The organism is Roseateles sp. P5_E1 (assembly GCF_054049335.1).
Genome location: NZ_JBFUMN010000033.1, coordinates 18,398 through 34,804, shown reverse-complemented (window position 1 = coordinate 34,804; position 16,407 = coordinate 18,398). Strand labels below are relative to the sequence as shown.

17 protein-coding genes are annotated in these 16,407 nt (G+C 70.5%); 7 read left to right on the top strand and 10 right to left on the bottom strand.

Annotated features, from left to right (window positions below):
* Positions 1 to 5 precede the first annotated feature (5 nt).
* Positions 6 to 575, bottom strand: coding sequence for a DUF3617 domain-containing protein (locus tag ACXJKJ_RS20970; RefSeq protein WP_457392132.1), 570 nt, complete (start codon positions 573 to 575; stop codon positions 6 to 8).
* A gap of 151 nt (positions 576 to 726) precedes the next feature.
* On the opposite strand from ACXJKJ_RS20970, the gene ACXJKJ_RS20965 reads away from it, so the two are divergent.
* Together ACXJKJ_RS20965 and ACXJKJ_RS20960 are read left to right on the top strand one after the other, a co-directional pair.
* Positions 727 to 1,458 carry a TFIIB-type zinc ribbon-containing protein gene (locus tag ACXJKJ_RS20965; RefSeq protein ID WP_457392129.1) on the top strand — a complete coding sequence of 244 codons (732 nt, stop codon included), beginning with the start codon at positions 727 to 729 and terminating at the stop codon, positions 1,456 to 1,458.
* A 10-nt stretch (positions 1,459 to 1,468) separates the two neighbouring features.
* The gene (locus tag ACXJKJ_RS20960) at positions 1,469 to 2,641 is read left to right on the top strand and encodes a tetratricopeptide repeat protein (protein ID WP_457392126.1); all 1,173 of its coding nucleotides are present in this window, start codon (positions 1,469 to 1,471) and stop codon (positions 2,639 to 2,641) included.
* 7 nt (positions 2,642 to 2,648) lie between these two features.
* Here the strand turns inward: ACXJKJ_RS20960 and ACXJKJ_RS20955 are convergent, their stop codons facing one another.
* A complete protein-coding gene (locus ACXJKJ_RS20955; RefSeq protein WP_457321264.1) occupies positions 2,649 to 2,918 on the bottom strand; it encodes a hypothetical protein in 270 nt (89 codons plus the stop codon).
* Positions 2,919 to 2,988: 70 nt separating this feature from the next.
* Here ACXJKJ_RS20955 and ACXJKJ_RS20950 point away from each other — a divergent pair, with 70 nt between their 5' ends.
* The 4 genes from ACXJKJ_RS20950 (at position 2,989) to ACXJKJ_RS20935 (ending at position 9,546) form a co-directional block, all read left to right on the top strand.
* On the top strand, positions 2,989 to 4,083 hold the full coding sequence (locus ACXJKJ_RS20950) for a PQQ-dependent sugar dehydrogenase (protein ID WP_457392123.1): 1,095 nt from the start codon (positions 2,989 to 2,991) through the stop codon (positions 4,081 to 4,083).
* A 107-nt stretch (positions 4,084 to 4,190) separates the two neighbouring features.
* Positions 4,191 to 8,306 (top strand): hypothetical protein, encoded by a 4,116-nt coding sequence (locus tag ACXJKJ_RS20945; RefSeq protein ID WP_457392120.1) that lies wholly within the window; start codon positions 4,191 to 4,193, stop codon positions 8,304 to 8,306.
* 127 nt (positions 8,307 to 8,433) lie between these two features.
* Positions 8,434 to 8,844 (top strand): hypothetical protein, encoded by a 411-nt coding sequence (locus ACXJKJ_RS20940; protein ID WP_457392118.1) that lies wholly within the window; start codon positions 8,434 to 8,436, stop codon positions 8,842 to 8,844.
* Between the two features lie 471 nt (positions 8,845 to 9,315).
* Positions 9,316 to 9,546 carry a hypothetical protein gene (locus ACXJKJ_RS20935; protein ID WP_457392116.1) on the top strand — a complete coding sequence of 77 codons (231 nt, stop codon included), beginning with the start codon at positions 9,316 to 9,318 and terminating at the stop codon, positions 9,544 to 9,546.
* A 186-nt stretch (positions 9,547 to 9,732) separates the two neighbouring features.
* Here ACXJKJ_RS20935 and ACXJKJ_RS20930 read toward each other — a convergent pair whose 3' ends face one another.
* The gene (locus tag ACXJKJ_RS20930; protein WP_457392113.1) at positions 9,733 to 10,026 is read right to left on the bottom strand and encodes a thiamine-binding protein; all 294 of its coding nucleotides are present in this window, start codon (positions 10,024 to 10,026) and stop codon (positions 9,733 to 9,735) included.
* Positions 10,023 to 10,256 (bottom strand): hypothetical protein, encoded by a 234-nt coding sequence (locus ACXJKJ_RS20925; protein WP_457392110.1) that lies wholly within the window; start codon positions 10,254 to 10,256, stop codon positions 10,023 to 10,025. Before ACXJKJ_RS20925 ends, ACXJKJ_RS20930 begins: the two co-directional genes overlap by 4 nt.
* Before the next feature lie 169 nt (positions 10,257 to 10,425).
* Here ACXJKJ_RS20925 and ACXJKJ_RS20920 point away from each other — a divergent pair, with 169 nt between their 5' ends.
* A complete protein-coding gene (locus tag ACXJKJ_RS20920; protein WP_457392107.1) occupies positions 10,426 to 11,490 on the top strand; it encodes a pirin family protein in 1,065 nt (354 codons plus the stop codon).
* A 5-nt stretch (positions 11,491 to 11,495) separates the two neighbouring features.
* Here the strand turns inward: ACXJKJ_RS20920 and ACXJKJ_RS20915 are convergent, their stop codons facing one another.
* The 6 genes from ACXJKJ_RS20915 to ACXJKJ_RS20890 form a co-directional block, all read right to left on the bottom strand.
* Positions 11,496 to 11,786 (bottom strand): MerR family transcriptional regulator, encoded by a 291-nt coding sequence (locus ACXJKJ_RS20915; RefSeq protein WP_457321279.1) that lies wholly within the window; start codon positions 11,784 to 11,786, stop codon positions 11,496 to 11,498.
* The gene (locus ACXJKJ_RS20910) at positions 11,783 to 12,751 is read right to left on the bottom strand and encodes a DnaJ C-terminal domain-containing protein (protein ID WP_457392104.1); all 969 of its coding nucleotides are present in this window, start codon (positions 12,749 to 12,751) and stop codon (positions 11,783 to 11,785) included. The genes ACXJKJ_RS20915 and ACXJKJ_RS20910 overlap by 4 nt, the downstream gene beginning before the upstream one ends.
* A gap of 68 nt (positions 12,752 to 12,819) precedes the next feature.
* Positions 12,820 to 13,107, bottom strand: a complete 288-nt coding sequence (locus ACXJKJ_RS20905) for a DUF971 domain-containing protein (RefSeq protein WP_457392101.1) — start codon at positions 13,105 to 13,107, stop codon at positions 12,820 to 12,822.
* Positions 13,104 to 13,445, bottom strand: a complete 342-nt coding sequence (locus tag ACXJKJ_RS20900; protein WP_457392098.1) for a HEAT repeat domain-containing protein — start codon at positions 13,443 to 13,445, stop codon at positions 13,104 to 13,106. The genes ACXJKJ_RS20905 and ACXJKJ_RS20900 overlap by 4 nt, the downstream gene beginning before the upstream one ends.
* Before the next feature lie 123 nt (positions 13,446 to 13,568).
* Positions 13,569 to 14,345 carry a hypothetical protein gene (locus ACXJKJ_RS20895; RefSeq protein WP_457392096.1) on the bottom strand — a complete coding sequence of 259 codons (777 nt, stop codon included), beginning with the start codon at positions 14,343 to 14,345 and terminating at the stop codon, positions 13,569 to 13,571.
* A gap of 6 nt (positions 14,346 to 14,351) precedes the next feature.
* On the bottom strand, positions 14,352 to 16,403 hold the full coding sequence (locus ACXJKJ_RS20890; RefSeq protein WP_457392093.1) for a hypothetical protein: 2,052 nt from the start codon (positions 16,401 to 16,403) through the stop codon (positions 14,352 to 14,354).
* Positions 16,404 to 16,407 lie beyond the last annotated feature (4 nt).

Sequence of the window (16,407 nt, the reverse complement as noted above, 5' to 3'; positions counted from 1 at the left end):
GCTCGTCAGCAGGACGAGCCCAGCCAGCGGCCGGTGGACAGCATGCGCTGGTCCATTTCTTCGCTGCCCACCGCATTGCCGTTGCGGCCATCGACCGCATTACCCCGACCCTTGAGTTCGATGCGGTAGCTGCTCGGGCCATAGGTGGCCGCGAAACTGCCCTGCGTCAGCCCGCCGCCGCCGGTGCGGCAGACGTATTTGCCCGTCGCCTCGCTGGTGTTCATCTTGGTGGCGCTCAGCTCGCATTTCCAGGGACCGCTGCCGCTGAGGGCCGACTCCAGATAGGCGGCCAGGTCGATCTTCGCTTGCTGCGGACTCAGGCAGGCCTGCTTCTCGGCGGCCTGCTGGCGGTCCATCTCCGCCTTCTGCGCATCGGTCAGGCGACCGCGCAGCTTGGCCCGCAGCGCCTGGACCCCGGGCTTGATGGACTGGCCGTTGATCCAGATCTCGCTTTCGGACGTCCACAGGCCGGGATTGACCTCGAGGATGGGCGCAGCGCCGCAGGCGCCCGCGAACAGGGTGAGGGACAACGCGGCCGGCAGGACGCTGAGACGGATCGGACGAAGCTGGGACATGGATGTCGGCCGGGAGGCTAGCAAAAGGCGCGCATTGCAGCAGTTCGAGCGAGACGGCGACATCCCTCGGTTGCAAGTCACGCTGCGGCCGCGTCAGTGACGCCAGCTCAGGCACCAAAATGCGCCAGCGGCAATCCCACTCACTTCAACGATGCCTACGCCCTCATCCCGCCCCTGCCCCTCCTGCAACGACGCCATGCAGGTGCATGAGCTGCCCGGCCAGTACGACAGCCGGGTGGAGATCGACTTCTGCTTCGGCTGCCAGGGCATCTGGTTCGACAGCATGGAGAACCTCAAGCTGGCGCCCGCCGCGGTGGCCACGATGTTCAAGGAGATGCATCGGCACCGCGACGCGCCGCATACGCCGCTCGCCGGCCGGCTGCGCTGCCCGCAATGCCGCGGCGGCCTCGCACAAGGCTTCGACGTCGTCCGCAGCGGCCGCTACATCACCCACCGCTGCGACAACCGCCACGGCCGCTTCAGCAGCTTCTCGTCCTTCATGATCGAGAAGGGCTTCGTGCGCCAGCTCACCAAGCCCGAGATCGCCGACATCGCCAAAAAGGTTGGTGTCATCAATTGCAGCAACTGCGGCGCGCCGGTGGACCTGCGCAGGGAAGACAGTTGTTCGCACTGCCGCTCGGCGCTGTCGCTGCTGGACCCGGAGGCCGTGGAGAAGGCGTTGCAGAACTACGCCAAGGCGCCATTCGCTCATGATGCGCCCGCAACCGCTGTGGCAGACGCCCTTGTCGCGATGGCGCGCGAGCGCTCGCGCACGGAGCGCCTCGACGTCTGGCCGGCCGACGCCAGGCTCACCGGCGCAGGTCTGGCGGTGGATCTGTTCGCTGTGGGCCTCACCCTCGTCAGCAGCTTGTGGGATGACTGAAGGACGACGGATGCCCTCTGACTTCGACAAGGGCCTGGCCCTGCACCAGCAAGGCCGGCTCACCGAGGCCGAGCTGCTGTACCGCCGCGTGCTGCGCACGGCACCGAGGCATTTCGACGCGCTGCACTTGCTGGGCGTCATTTGCGGCCAGACCGACCGCTTCGACGAGGCGCTGGACCTGCTGCACCGCGCCCTGGCCCAGCGCCCCGGCAGCGCGCCGGCGCTGAACAACCTGGGCAACACCCTGGGCAGCCTGGGCCGCCACCAGGAGGCCGTGCAGGCCTTCGAGCGCGCTCTTGCGGTGCGCCCTGAAGACGCCAAGGCGCTGCGCAACCGCGGCACCAGCCTGCGCGCGCTGGAGCGGCCCGTCGAAGCGCTGGCCAGCTTCGACGCCGCCCTGGCCCTGCAGCCCAGCTACGCCGAGGCGCTGATCGGCCGCGCCGAATGCCTGTTGACCCTGCACCGCCGCTCGCAAGCCATCGAAGCCTTCCAGCAGGCCCTGCCCCTGGGCAAGGACGCCGACCAGATCCGCTATGCCCTGGCCGCTCTCGGCATCGAACCCGCGCCGCCCACGGCGCCCGCCGGCTATGTCGAGGCCTTGTTCGACATGTATGCCCACAACTTCGACGACCACCTCGTCAAGACCCTCGGCTACCGCACACCCGAGTTGCTGGTCGCGGAACTGCAGCGCGCCGATCCACCCAGCGGTGGCGAGGTCATCGACCTCGGCTGCGGCACCGGCCTGTGCGGGCCGCTGCTGCGCCCGGTGAGCCGAAGGCTGACCGGCGTGGACCTGTCCGGCCTGATGCTGGCCAAGGCGCGCGAGCTGGGCCTGTATGACGAACTGGTGCAGGGCGACATCGTCGCGGCGCTGCAGGGGCCGCCGCAGCGCTTCGACATCGCCATTGCCGCCGACGTGTTCGTCTACATCGGCGACCTGCAAGCCGTGTTCGCCGCCACCGCGGCCGCGCTGCGCGCGGGCGGGTTGTTCGCCTTTTCGGTCGAGGCTTGCGAAAGCGGTGACTTCGCCCTCGGCACCAAGCGGCGCTACGCCCATTCGCTGCCCTATCTGCAGCGCCTGGCTGCCGCCCATGGCTTCACCGTCGAATCATCGACACGTTGCGCCATCCGCAAGGAAAGCGACGAAGCCGTCGATGGGCTGCTGGTCGTGATGCGCCGCTGAACCCGGCTCAGCGCAGCTTCTTGGCGTAGTTGTCGCGCACGTGCTGGCTGATGTAGGTCGACAGCCCGCGGCCGGCAAGGGCCAGCCGCTTCATGTCCGACACGACCTCGCGCCCCGGGTGCTCCACGTCGTAGACATAGATCGAGCCGTTGGTGAACTGCACGGCAATGCCCGCCGGGCCAGTGGCAAAGGCCACCACGCCCGAGTCACCCTCGCGGTTGGCATAGCGCTGCATCTTCACAGTGGAGGACTGGCAAGCAGCGTGCCGGCGGGGCATGCCATTCATGGGCAGTGAGGCGAGCAGGGCGCTGCGATGATGTGCTTTTCCTTCCAGCCCCACAGAGCCGATGAGCAAGCGCCTTGTCCCCCTTGTTGCGGCCCTGAGCTGCACCCTCGCCCAGGCCGCCCCAGAACTCGAAACCGTCGTCGAAGGCCTCAAGACCCCCTGGGCGGTCGCCTTCCTGCCTGGCGGCCAGCTCCTCATCACCGAACGCGATGGCGCCATGCGCACGGCCCAACCCGGCGGCAAGCCCAGCGCCCCCATCGCGGGCGTGCCGGCTGTGGACGCCGTCGGCCAGGGCGGCCTGCTGGATGTGCAGCTGGACAGTGACTTCGCCCGCAACCGGACGATCTACTTCTGCTACGCCGAACCCGGCGCCGACAGGAAGACCAACAGCACGGCCCTGGCGCGCGCGCGCCTGAGCGACGACCTCAAGCGCCTGACCGACGTCAAGGTCATCTTCAGCCAGAAGCCCAAGGTCGAGAGCAAGCACCACTTCGGCTGCCGCATCGTCGAGATGCCGGACGGCAAGCTGATGCTGAGCCTGGGCGAGCGCTTCAGCCAGATGCAGAGCGCGCAGACGCTGGACAACCACCTCGGAAAGATCGTGCGCGTCGGCAAGGACGGCAGCGTGCCGGCCGACAACCCCTTCGTGAACACGCCCGGCGCCCTGCCGGAGATCTGGAGCTATGGCCACCGCAACTCGCAGGGCCTGACGCTGGACGCGCAAGGCCGGCTGTGGGAACACGAGCATGGCCCGCAAGGGGGTGACGAGCTCAACCTCATCACGCCCAAGCTCAACTACGGCTGGCCCGTCATCACCTACGGCGAGAACTACGGCGGCGGCAAGATCGGCGACGGCATCGCGGCCAAGGCCGGCATGGAGCAGCCCATCGTGAAGTGGGTGCCGTCCATCGCGCCCGCCGGCCTCGTGCGGCTCAAGAGCGCCAAGTACGGCCCGGCCTGGCAGAACAGCTTCTTCATCGGCTCGCTGAAGTTCGGCCACCTGGAGCGCGTGAAGCTCGATGCCGACAACCGGCCCGCCGAGCAGGAACGCCTCTTCCCCGACGCCGGCCGCATGCGCGACGTGCGCGAGGGGCCGGACGGGCTGCTCTATCTCGTACTGGAAGCGCATGGCCGCATCGTGCGGGTGAAGCCCTGAGCCAAGCCCGCAGCCCGGCCACGCGGCTGCGGCAACGGCCTCGCACACCCTAGGTCGAACACACCGGTACTTCTGCGAGCATGCGGCCCTGAACCCAGGGAGGGCTCATGCCACTGAATGTTCCGTTCGCACGTTCGATCCGCGCCGCGCTGCTGGCGCTCGCCGCCATCTCGGCCCAGGCCGCCCCGCTCACCACCGCCGAGCTGCCCGCCACCACGCGCGACTGGCTGCCCTGGGCTCAGCAAGGCCAGCCGCCACTGGGCTGCCCGACACCCATGGATGCCGCCGAGCCGGCCGTCTGCGTATGGCCGGGCCGGCTGCAGCTCGGTGCCGGGCCGCGTGACGCGACCTTCAGGCTGGAGGTGCGGGTCTTCGGCGCTCCGGCGCGCGTGGCCCTGCCCGGTGAGGCCGGCGCGTGGCCGCAAGACGTGAAGGCCGGCGGCACGGCGCTGGCCGTCGTCGAGGCCGACGAGCACCCCGCCGTCTGGCTGGCGCCGGGCGTGCATGTCGTCGAAGGCCGCATCGTCTGGACGGAGATGCCGCAGAACCTCGCCGTGCCGGCCGGCCTGGCGGCCATCGTCGTGACCAGCGATGGCGCCACGCAGGCCCGCGCGCCGGACGGCGAAGGCCGGCTGTGGCTGCGCGCCGTCGCCAGCCCGGCCGAGGCCAGCGACAGCGTCAGCGTGCAGACCACGCGTCTCGTCGACGACGACCTGCCGCTGACGGTGACGACCGTCTTCGAGCTGCGCGTGTCCGGCCGTGCCCGCGCCGTGGAGCTGCCGCTGGCCCTGCTGCCGGGACTGCGCGCCATGCAGTTGGACAGCCCGTTGCCGGCCCGCCTGGCGGATGACGGCCGCCTCGTCGTGCAGGCGCGGCCCGGCAACTGGCATGTCGAGTTGCGCGCGCGGCTGAGCGCGCCGGTGCAGGCGCTGACGCTGCCCGGCACGGCAGCGGACGAAGAGGTCTGGGTCGTCAAGGCCCAACCCGCGCTGCGGCTGATCCGCCCCGAAGGCCCGGCCAGCGTGGACCCGCGCCAGGTCGAGATGCCCGAGGCCTGGCGCGCGCTGCCGGCCTTTCGCTTGAAGCCCGGCGAGACGCTGAAACTGACCGAGCTGCAGCGCGGCAACGCCAAGCCCGCGCCCGACACGCTGACGCTGGCGCGCCGGCTGTGGCTGGACTTCGACGGCCAAGGCCTGACGGCCAGTGACAGGTTCGAGGGCCAGCTGTCGGCCAGCTCGCGCCTGGCCATGCCCGCGCCCGGCCAGCTCGGCCGCGCGGCGCTGGGCGGGCAGGACCAGCCCATCACCCGCCTGGCCGCCGACGGCCCCGCCGGCTTCGAGGTGCGCCAGCGCAACGCCCGCATCGAGGCCGACAGCCGCTGGCCGCGCAACGGCGCCCTGCCCGCCAGCGGCTGGAGCGCGAGCGTGGACAGCCTGAGCGCCACGCTGCAGCTGCCGCCCGGCTGGCGCCTGCTGCACGCGCAAGGCCCCAGCCGCGCCGACGGTGCCTGGGTGTCGATGTGGACGCTGTGGGATTTCTTCTTCGTGCTGCTGGCGGCGCTGGCCGCCTACCGGCTGCTGGGCTGGCGCACGGGCCTGCTGCTGGGCGCGGCGCTTGCGCTGACCTGGCACACGCCCGGCAGCCCGCCGGCGGCGCTGTGGTTCGGCCTGCTGGCGCTGACGGCGCTGGCGCGCGTGCTGCCGGCGGGGCGGGCGCGGGCCGCGTTCGCGCGTGGCCGATTGGCGGTGGCCGCCATGCTGGCGCTGGTGTTGCTGGTGTTCGCGGTGGCCGAGCTGCGCCAGGCAATCTATCCGAGCCTGGAGCACAACGGCATGGCCTGGGGCATGGCCAAGGAGGTGGCAGCACCAAGCGAGGTGCAGATCATCGAGGAGAAGGTGGTGCCGCCGCCCGAATTCCAGGTGGCCGCCCCTGCGCCGCCTGATCGAAGAATGCCCGCTGCCGAACAGCGGCTGGAGTCCGTCGTCGTCTCGGGCGGCAAGGTCCGCAAGGACGCGTACGCCAGCAGCGACCTCAGCCGCGTCGACCCCGGCGCGCGCGTGCAGACCGGCCCTGGCCTGCCGACCTGGAGCTGGCGCGCCCATCGGCTCAGCTGGAGCGGCCCTGTCACGCCCGAGGAGACGCTGAACCTGTGGCTGCTGCCGCCCTGGGCGACGGCGCTGCTCAAGCTCGCCGGCGTGGCGCTGCTCGCGCTGGCGCTGGCCGCCGTGGCGGGCTGGAAGCTGCCGCGCCTGCCGTCCTTGCAGCGGGCCGGCGGTGTGGCGGCCGCAGCCCTGTTGCTGGCGCTGGCGCTGGCGCTAGCGCCCCAACCGAGCGAAGCCCAGGCTTCTACCTCGGCACCGTGGCCCAGCGACGAGCAGCTGCAGGCGTTGCGCGGCAAGATCGCCGCGCCGCCCGACTGYCTGCCACGCTGCGCCGAGCTGGCGCGGTTGCTCATCAGTGCGTCGGGCTCGGCGGTGCAGCTGCGCGCCGAGATCCACGCGCTGGCGCTGGTGGCCGTGCCGCTGCCCGGCCAGGGCACGGGTTGGCAGCCGGGCAGCGTGCTGCTGGACGGCCAGCCCGCCGCAACGCGACGCGACGACGAGGGCCGCCTGCTGATCGCCGTGCCGGCCGGCGTGCACCAGGTCGTGCTCGCCGCCGATGTCGGCAGCGCCAGCGGCCTGGACATCGCGCTGCCGCTGCCGCCGCGCACGCTGCAGACCGAACTCAAGGGCTGGACGCTGGCGGGCCTGGACCCGAATGGCCAGAGCACGGGCGCGATCACGCTGAGCCGCGAGGCCGTGGCCGGCAGCCGGCGTGCYGAGGACGCCGGCACCCAGCGCGACGCGCTGCCGCCGCTGGTACGCGTGGACCGTCGCCTGGCGCTGGGCCTGCGCTGGCAGGTGCACACGCGCATCGAGCGCCTGGCCGCGAGCCGGGCACCGCTGCGCGTGCGCTGGGCGCTGCTGCCGGGCGAGGCGGTCAGTGACGCACGCGTGACGGTGGACGGCGGCGTGGCCAGCCTGCAGCTCGGCGGCGAGGACACCGTCGAGGTGGCCAGCAGCCTGCCACCGGGCGAGGCGCTGACGCTGGTGGCAGGCAAGGAGCCTCACCAGGTCGAGCGCTGGACGCTGGCCGCATCGGCCCAGTGGCACGTGGACGCCAGCGGCCTGCCGGCGACGGCGCTGCAGCAGGGCGGCGACTGGCTGCCCGAGTGGCGGCCCTGGCCCGGCGAGACACTGAAACTCGCCATCGCCAAGCCCGCCGGCGTGGGCGGCCAGACGTTGACGCTGGACGATGTGCGCACCACCATCAAGCCCGGCGAGCGCAGCAGCGACGTCGAGTTGTCCATGCGCCTGCGCACCAGCCTCGGCGGCACGCACGCGCTGAAGCTGCCGGCCGGCGCCGAACTGCTGGACGTGCAGATCAACGGCCAGAAGCTGGCCCTGCAGCCACGCGACAGCGTGCTCAGCCTGCCGCTGACGCCAGGCCCGCAGCTGGTCGACATCCATTGGCGCGAGCCCGCCGGCATGGGGGTGCTGTGGCGCCACGAGGGCCTCGCCCTGGGCCTGCCCGGCGTCAACGACGCGCTGACATTGAACGTGCCAGAGGGCCGCATCGTGCTCGCCGTGGGCGGCCCGCTGATCGGGCCGGCCGTGCTGATCTGGGGCGCCCTCGGCGTCGTCCTCGTGCTGGCCTGGCTGGCGCCGCGCGGCCTGCCGGGGCTGATGGGCCGGCCGGCCTGGATCGTGCTGGCGCTGGGCGTGGCGCCGGTGTCGCTGAGCGCGCTGGCCGTACTGGCCGGCTGGTTCGGCGCGCTGGAGGCCCGCCGCCGCTGGGGCCAGCTCGGCCGGCGCGGCATGCGCATCGCCGTACAGGTCCTGCTCGTGCTGTTGACGCTGGCGGCCGTGGGCGCGCTGCTGGAGGTGCTGCGCACCGGCCTGCTGGGCTACCCGGAGCTGCTCGTCGCCGGGCCGGGGTCGAGCAGCACGCTGCTGAACTGGACGAGCGACCGTTTCACCGAGCACACGGCCGGCGCGTGGGTACTGAGTGCGCCGGTCTGGCTCTACCGCGCGGCCATGCTGGCCTGGGCGCTGTGGCTGGCCGTGTCGCTGCTGCGCTGGGTGGGCTGGGCCTGGGCTGCGTTCAGCGTGGGTGGGGCGTGGCCGGCGAAGGTGGCGAAGGCCGAGGCGAGCGAGGAGAAGGGAGTGAAGGGGAGCGAGTAGGTGGGAAAGGTCGGCTTGCGGCCATGAACGGTCGCTGGTCAGCGGCAGCTTTCCGGCTGGCTATCGAACTGCTTGGGGCCAGGGCAAAATCAAGCTGATGCGAACATCTCCGGGTCGTGATGCGTATTTGAAGCGCGAATATGAGGACGCCGGCATAGCGGCGCGGTGGCTCGGTGCCGAGAAGGCAGCCCATGCCTACGAGTTCGCCTGTCAATACGTAAGCCCTAGCCGGTACGGGCTTCGGGAAGATCGCGTTCTGGGATTTGAGCGCCACCAGATTCAGAGCGACTCAGTGGCAACGGCTTGGATCAACGCGCGATTTCCGGTCACTGGAACTGTCCAAGTCGTCTATGGGCGTGACGAGGTATGTGTGATCGAGGCCGAGGCGTTGCGGCAGAGTTGGTTAGACGTCTTTGTACCTGGGCGCGACGACGCGATCGTCCTTCACAACGTAGCCGAGGCGGTACTCTTCATTTGCCACGAGCGCGAACTTGAGTTTGGATACCGGCGTCCTCTGTCAGGGGCCAGCGCCGACTGAGGTGTGAGGCGTCGACAGAGAACGGCAAGGAGCGGAAGCGGGCCAGCGGCCGCTTTCGGGCGCGCCAGTGGACGCCATGCAACCGGCGCGCCTTTGACGGGAAATTGAGTGCTGTATGGACGAACGAAAACACGTGGAAAACGGCGATGCAGCAACGACCAACGCGATGGTCCGGCCGCCCGGTTACAGCAAGGGTCGCGGTGTTATGCCGCACAGTTCGTCGCTCGATACCAGGTTAGGCCAATGAGGCGTTCTTCGACTGCGCTCGTTGCGTTGTTGGTGCTAGTTTTGGCTACGGTGGCCTGGGGACCGTGGTTGCCAGACCGATCCTCTCTGAAGGAGGAGTCAGCGATCGCGCAACGGGCCCAATGGGCACATCTCGGCGCGACGCGAACAACATTCAAGACACAGTCAGGCGGTGAAGTAAGTCTCGTATGCGGCGGACGGAACCCGACTTGCCAGCCAAACGAAATGCAACGCCTGATCGACCAGCAAGAGCAGGTGCATGTGTGGCACGACGGACAAGTCGTGTATCAGATCGCCTCAGCCCGAGGCATCATTCTTCCCTACGAGAGGATCTATGAGGGACGCGCGTTTATCCTGGCTTTGGCGTTAGCTGCATTGGTCGCGCTTCTGATTCGGGTCGCAATGCATCTGGGCCTCATCAATGTTGTCCAGGCCGATCACCGCTCGGTGTCGTAGTCGCATGTGCAGTGTGCCTAGCCCGTTGTTCAAGCCGGCCGTCTTTGGCGGCAGCTGAACGCCAAGGTTAAACGTCAGGTTTGTGGCCGCTCATTGGGCCAGTTGATACTTCCGCTTAGGGTCGGTTGCTGCCGGTCAGCAGGCGTCTCCCCCGAGCGCTCGGCGGTACCGCGCGCTCGGGTTGCCTTACTTGCGGAACTTGCGAACCAGGTCGTCGACGCGAGGCCCGCCGGCCTGGGCCGCGCTGGAGACCTTGATGATGCTCAGCGTGCGCTCGGCGCCGGCTTCAAGGGTGGCCTCGTGGACGGCTTGCAGCAGTGGCCAGATCTTCTCGGGCGGGCCTTCGACGACCGTGCCCATGGCGTGTACCTCGTAGTGCAGGCCGGAGGCCTGAATGACGGCGATGGCGGCGTCGACATGCTTGTAGCGGTCGTCCGCCGTGCCGGCTGGCCGCGGGATGACCTGGATCTCGGCAATCATGTGCCGGCTGGTGCCTGCTGCGCCCACGCCGTGCCGCTGGCCAGGAGCGCAAGCGACAGGAACGAAAGCCGGAAACGACGCAAATGTGAGAACGATGGATGTGCCATGTGCAACTCATGCAGATGGCAGGTCGGCAAGCGTTCGGGGCGGCGGTGCCGGCGCAAGAAAGTGAAAGCCGGCAGGCCCCTGAACATGCTTCCCTGCGCGAGGATTACCTCAATCAGGTTCAAAGGGACTCTCTCAGTCGGCGCGCGCCTTGCGGTCGTGCCAACACCCCCAGCGGATGGCCGCGTCGAAAGCCTGGTGGCTGCCAGCGTGGCCGGCCGCCAATGTAGAGAAGCCCGCGCTTCTTCAAGCTCACTCGACACGCGCTAGGCTGGCGCCCTTCAGGATGCCGCCATGACCACCGCCGCCTCGCCACCCGCCATCGTCTCCATCTCGCCGCTGGGCATGCCCTGGGAGACGCTCGACCCCTTCCTGTTCTGCGTCCACCACGACGACGCCTACCCACCCGGCAATGGCCGCTACGGGCCGGACGCGGCGCTGCTGAAGGGGCGACAGATCGGCTCGGACTTCTCAGGGCAGGGCGGCTGGAGCATGTATCACGGCGAGCAGGTGCCCGGCTTCCCGGCCCACCCGCACCGCGGCTTCGAGACGGTGACGATCGTGCGCCAGGGCCGCATCGATCACGCCGACTCGCTGGGCGCCGGCGCGCGATTCGGGGGCGGCGACGTGCAGTGGCTCACCGCTGGCCAGGGCATCGTGCACGCGGAGATGTTCCCGCTGCTGCACACGGACAAGCCCAACCCGCTGGAGCTGTTCCAGATCTGGCTCAACCTGCCGGCCGCCAGCAAGATGGTGGCGCCGCACTTCACGATGTTCTGGTCGCAGGAGATCCCGCGGCACCGCTTCGTCGACGACGCCGGGCACGCGACCGACGTCGTCTGCATCGCCGGTGCCCTGCCAACGCCCGCCGGGGTGACCCAGCCGCTGGCGCCGCCGCCTGATTCCTGGGCCTCGCGCCAGCAGGCAGACGTGGCCATCTGGACCCTGCGCCTGGCGCCGGGTGCGCAGTGGGTGCTGCCGCCTGCGACGGGTGCGGACACGCGCCGCAAGCTCTACTTCTTTGCCGGCGCACGGATCACCGTCGATGGCCATGCCGTGGCCACGCGGCACGCGATCGAGCTGCGAGCCGGCGCCGCGGTCACGCTCGTCAATGGCGGAGAAACAGCAGCCGAGCTGCTGATGCTGCAGGGCCGCCCCATCGGCGAGCCCGTCGCCCAATACGGCCCCTTCGTCATGAACACGCAGCAGGAGCTGCGCCAGGCCTTCGAGGACTACCGCCGCACCGAGTTCGGCGGCTGGCCCTGGAGCGACCCGGCGCCCGTGCATGGCGACGAGGCCGGCCGCTTTGCGCGGCACGCCGACGGCCGGACGGAACTGTTCCCGTCGCAGGAGGCTTGATCGTTCTATCCGCCCGCCCTGAGCCGGTGGATCTCCTCGATCAGGTCCACCACCAGCGCCGCAAGTTCCTGGTTGGCGTCGAAGTCCTGTTCGATGGCCAGCAGCCGGCCGGCGCGGTGCAGATGCGGGCTGGCGAAGCGCCGGCTTTCGCCGTCGCCACTGTGGCAGCCCAGCAGGCCGGCATCCAGCCGCTGGCTCAGCCAGTCAACGCTGACGCCGCAGGCGCAGGCCAGCTCTTCGAGCGTCAGCGTCTGCTCGTCGATGACCACGCCGACCAGCACATCACCGTCGTTCATGGCTCGCCTTCTGCGCGGGGGTGGAAGTCACGACCGACGGCAGCGGCCATGACCTCGTAGGCGGCACGCGCGCCCGGCAGCGTGGAGGGCGGCAGCACGACCTCGACCTCCAACACCATGTCGCCTGCCGGCTCACCTGCCAGACCGCGACCCTTCAAGCGCAGGCGCTTGCCATGCGGTGTGTCCGGTGGCACGGTCACGCTGACCGTGCCGGCAGGCGTGGCGGCGCTCACGTCGCCGCCCAGCGCGGCCTCCCAGGGCGTCAGCGGCAGCTGTTCATGTACGTCACGGCTCTTCTCACGGGCGACGTCCTTGAACTGGATCTCCAGGTACAGGTCGCCGCTCGCGCCGCCGCCACGGCCCGCCGAGCCCTGTGCCGGCAGGCGGATGTGCTGGCCCGCGCGTATGCCCTTGGGGATGCGGACCTGCACGTTGCGCACGACGACGGCACGGTGGCCCTGCTCGTCCGGCGCCAGGCCACGCACGTTGACCGAGCGCACGGCGCCGTCGATGGCGTCTGAGGCGTCGATCACCAGCTTGACGTGCTCATCGGTCCCACGTTCGGGCTTGGCGTCCGGCGGCTCGGGCTTGGCATCGCGGCCGAACATGCTGGTGAAGAAGTCGCTGAAGCCCTGGCCACCGCGCCCCGCAGTCGCTGCGCCTTCATAGGTGAAGCCCTGCTGCCAGTCGCTGGGGAGCTCGGGCTCGGCGGGTTTGCCGGCGCCAGTGGTGGCCTGCTGCAGCGCCTGGTGCCGCCGGCGCACGCCGTCATAGGCGACGCGGCGCTGCGGGTCGGCCAGCACGTCGTAGGCCTCGTTGATGCGGGCCATGGACGCATGCGCATCGGCGGACTGGTTCACGTCGGGGTGAAGCAGCCGCGCCTGACGCCGGTAGGCCTGCTTGATGGCAGCCGCATCGGCATCGGCGGCGACACCCATGACCCGGTAATAGTCTTCAAAGCGCATGGGCCGAGTATGGAATTGCGGCGCGCGGGTACTGTCGGACGGGGCCGCCTTCCGCGGCGGACGGGTTCCTACGCCGCGGCGTTGACAGGCCCCAGCTCCCTCAGCCAGGTCCAGGGGTAGATGCCGCGGTCGTGGCCGTCGCTGAAGATGAGGTTCAGGGCGTAGCGGCCCACCGGCACGGCATCGGCCAGCTCGGCCGGTGCGGGTGCGGGCTCGCCGCGCTCGGCGCGAGCACGGCAGCCGCCGCAGCGGCAGACGGCGCGCAGCCGGGCGGCTGGCAGCTCGGCCGCGCCGTCGGGCCAGCGCAAGCGCAGCGCGGCGGGCGTCAGTTCGACGGCTTGCGGGAGATCGCTCATCGGCCCACCCCGGCCGGCGCACCCAGGCGCTGCAGCGACAGGCGCACGGCCTTGCGGACCTCGGGATCGGGGTCGGCGGCGGCGGCCTGCAGGGCGGGCACGGCCGCCGCGTCGCCGATGTCGCCCAGCGCGATGGCCGCCTCCTTGCGCAGGTTGCCGGCCGGGTGGATGAGAGCCTGGCTCAGCACGGGCAGGGCCTGCGCGTCGGCAATGCGGCCCAGCGCCCGGGCGGCGCGCAGGCGCACCTGCCAGTAGTCGTCGTCCATGGCGGCGCGCAGCGCGGTGGCGGCGGCCGTGGCGCGCAGCTTGCCGAGCGTGGAGGCGGGGCGAGGCGGCATGGGCTAGCAGACGTTCGCCGGAGCGCGGGTCCTTCAGCTCCGTGAGGGACTGGGCGGCGGCAGTGGCGACTTCGGGTGTGTCGCTCAGCGCAGCGGCCAGCGCGTCAACGACGGCGGGTTCGCTCAGCCACCCGCATGCTGCAGCTGATAGTCGCGCAGCGAGCGCAGCAGCGCCTGCTGGCGCGCGCCGGGCTGCAGCTGCCGCGCCACTTGCTCGAAGCGCCCCACGTTGCCGGCGTTCAGGAAGGGCCCGACGTTCTCGGCCACCGACTGCGCGGCCTGCCAGCCGCCGGTGTGGACGAGGCCAACGAACATGTCGTCGTAGCCGCTGGACAGGCCGAGCTGCTGCCACTGCTGCAGAACCGGATAGGCCTTGGCAAGCAGCACGGCGTCATAGGTTCGGCCCAGTGCCGCAACGGCAGCCGCCGCAGTCTCGGCCGACGGTGGCAGCCGAGCGGCGAGCGCCAGCGCCGCGGCCTGCACATGACCGTCGGGAAAAGCCAGCAGCTCGCGCGCCCACGCGGCCTGGTCGGCGGGGCTGCCATGGGCGGTGAGGCGGTCCAGTTGCTCGAGCAGCAGGCGCACTACCTCGAAGTGCTCGTCCAGGCCTTCGCCGCGGGTCAGGCGGCAGCTGTCGGCGGCGTGGCAGCGGACCAGCGTGCGCAGCGCCTGCGCCGGCGGCGCGCTGCCGAGCGATGCAACCGCGGCGGGCTCGACAGCGGCTGTGGCAGCCGGCAGCGGCCCGGCCGGCGACGAGGCGCTGGCGGAAGGGGCTTGCGCCAGCGCCCCAGGCGAAGCGGGCCGGGCGGTGGCGGCGACCGGCACGGCGTCGCCCCGCTGCGTCCACCACAGCCCGGCCACCACGGCCGCGGCGGCGGCCAGCGCAAGCAGTGCCTTCATCGCCACTCAGGGCTGCAGCGCGAGGAAGGCCGCGGCCGGCCAGCGGTTGGTCCGGCAATAGGCGGCGTTGCCGGAACGCACCAGGCAGGCGTTGACGAGGGCCGTGCCGAAGGGGCCGTAGACGTCGGTCTCGGCGGCGCCGTTGCGGGTCACGGTCTCGGTGCAATGGAAGCGGTGCGCCATGGAGCGCGCCGCGCCCCGCGGGCAGTCGCCATTGCCGGCGGCTGCGGCGGCCAGAGCCTTGCTCCAGATCGGCATCGCCAGCGCCACGCCGTCGACGACCGTCGCACGGTTGGCCGTGCAGACCGCGCCGCCTGAACCGTCAACACAAGCCTGCACCGCTGCGGCCGTGAAGGGGCCGTAGGTGGAGCTGGTGCTCATGCACTGGCGCAGATGGTTGTCGTAGCGCGTGCCATTGGGGCAATGGGCGTGCTTCTGTGCAGACGGCGCGACGGTCGGCAGCGCCCAACTGGCCAGCGTAGACGCCGGATAGAGGTTGCCGGCAAAGATCCAGCCCTCGCGCAGCACGCCGTCGTTGTGCGTGTACTCGACGCGGTAGTAGAGGTTGTTGGCCGACGCGGTGCCGAACACCTCCTTGACCTGCACGGCGGTGTTGGCGGGAATGGCAACCAGCAGAGCACCGCCCGGCGTGGCGCGCATGTTGAGGTTGGGCACGACCTTGACCCAGTCCCCCGCATAAGCGATGGCGCCGGGGCCGGCTGGCGCGGCACCCACCGCCAGCGTGGCATGCGTCGCGGCATCGCCCGCGTCGACCCAGCCATCGGTCAGCGCGCCATTGATGTCGGCACGGATGCGATACAGGCGCTTCTGCTGCTGCGCGCCGCTGACCATGAAATCCAGCACCTGATAGCTGCCCGCCGCCGCCTGGCCCAGCACCATGCCGCCCGGCGCCGAGCGCAGGTCCAGCGGCTGCAGCGTGGCGATCGCGCTGGCCAGCGACTGCAGGCCGGGCACCTGGGCGCGGCAGAGCTGGTGGCGGTTATGGTCGATGCGGGCGTAGCTGGCCGTCTGCGCGACATACACCTGCGTGATGCTGCCTTCGTCGAAGCTGGCTCGGCCGGCCAGGCACGCGGCGTCGCGCACGTCGTCCACGCACTCAAGCGTGTTGTTGCCGGCCAGCACGCAGGCGGCGGCGCCGACCTGCAGCAGCTTGCCGGGCTCGACGTTGCCGCCCACCGGCACGGGGCAGCTGGGGCCGTTGTCCATCAGGCAGGCCACGTCGATGCCAGCGGCCTTGCTGAGGTCGGTGATGTCGACCAGCCAGAGCTTCGCGTCGTAGTTATCGCGGTAGCCGTTGTCCTTGGCCACGTTGACATCCGACCCGTTCTGCCAGCGGCAGACCTTGGTGGGGCCGCCGTTGTAGGCCGACCAGGCCGAGCGCGCGCGGCCGCGCCAGTACTCGTCGACCTGTGCCGTCGTGCCCGTCGGCGTCGTCACGCCACCCATGCAGGAAGCCGGTGCGGCCTCCCACGCCGCGTAGTAGATGTCGATCGCGTAGGTGAAGTTCTGCATCATGTTCCAGCCCTTGCCTTCCTGGAGCTGGACGAAGTGATAGCGGTCGTCGACCTGCATCATTCCGTGGCCGTGGCCACTGTCGCCGCGCATCATCTTCAGCGCATAGGGCTGGCCGGCGGCGGTCTGCGCGTCGCGGTAGTGCGACCAGAAGGTCTCCTGGCGCAGCGTTGCGTAGGTGCCGCGCTGGAAGGCTTCCAGCTCGCGCGCCGACACCGCCGGCTTGCGCGAGCGCAGGTAGCGGTCGCTCGCGTCACGGATGACCGGGTACATCGCCTGCATGTAGCGCTTGCGCTCGTCGGTGAGGCTGGCGGACGCGTCGTTGAAGATGGTGCCGGGGTAGTTGCCGCGCACGAAGCTGTCCGGACCGAAGGCGTTGGCGTCGCAGCCCGAAGGGGCGCGGCCATGGGTCCAGGTGCCACCGACCTTGTTGGTGCAGGCCCAGTCGTTGGGCGTGGGCGTGTAGCCGGCATGGGCCGTGGTGGCCAGGCCAAGGCACAGGGCGAAGAGAGCAAGTGCTTTCATGGCG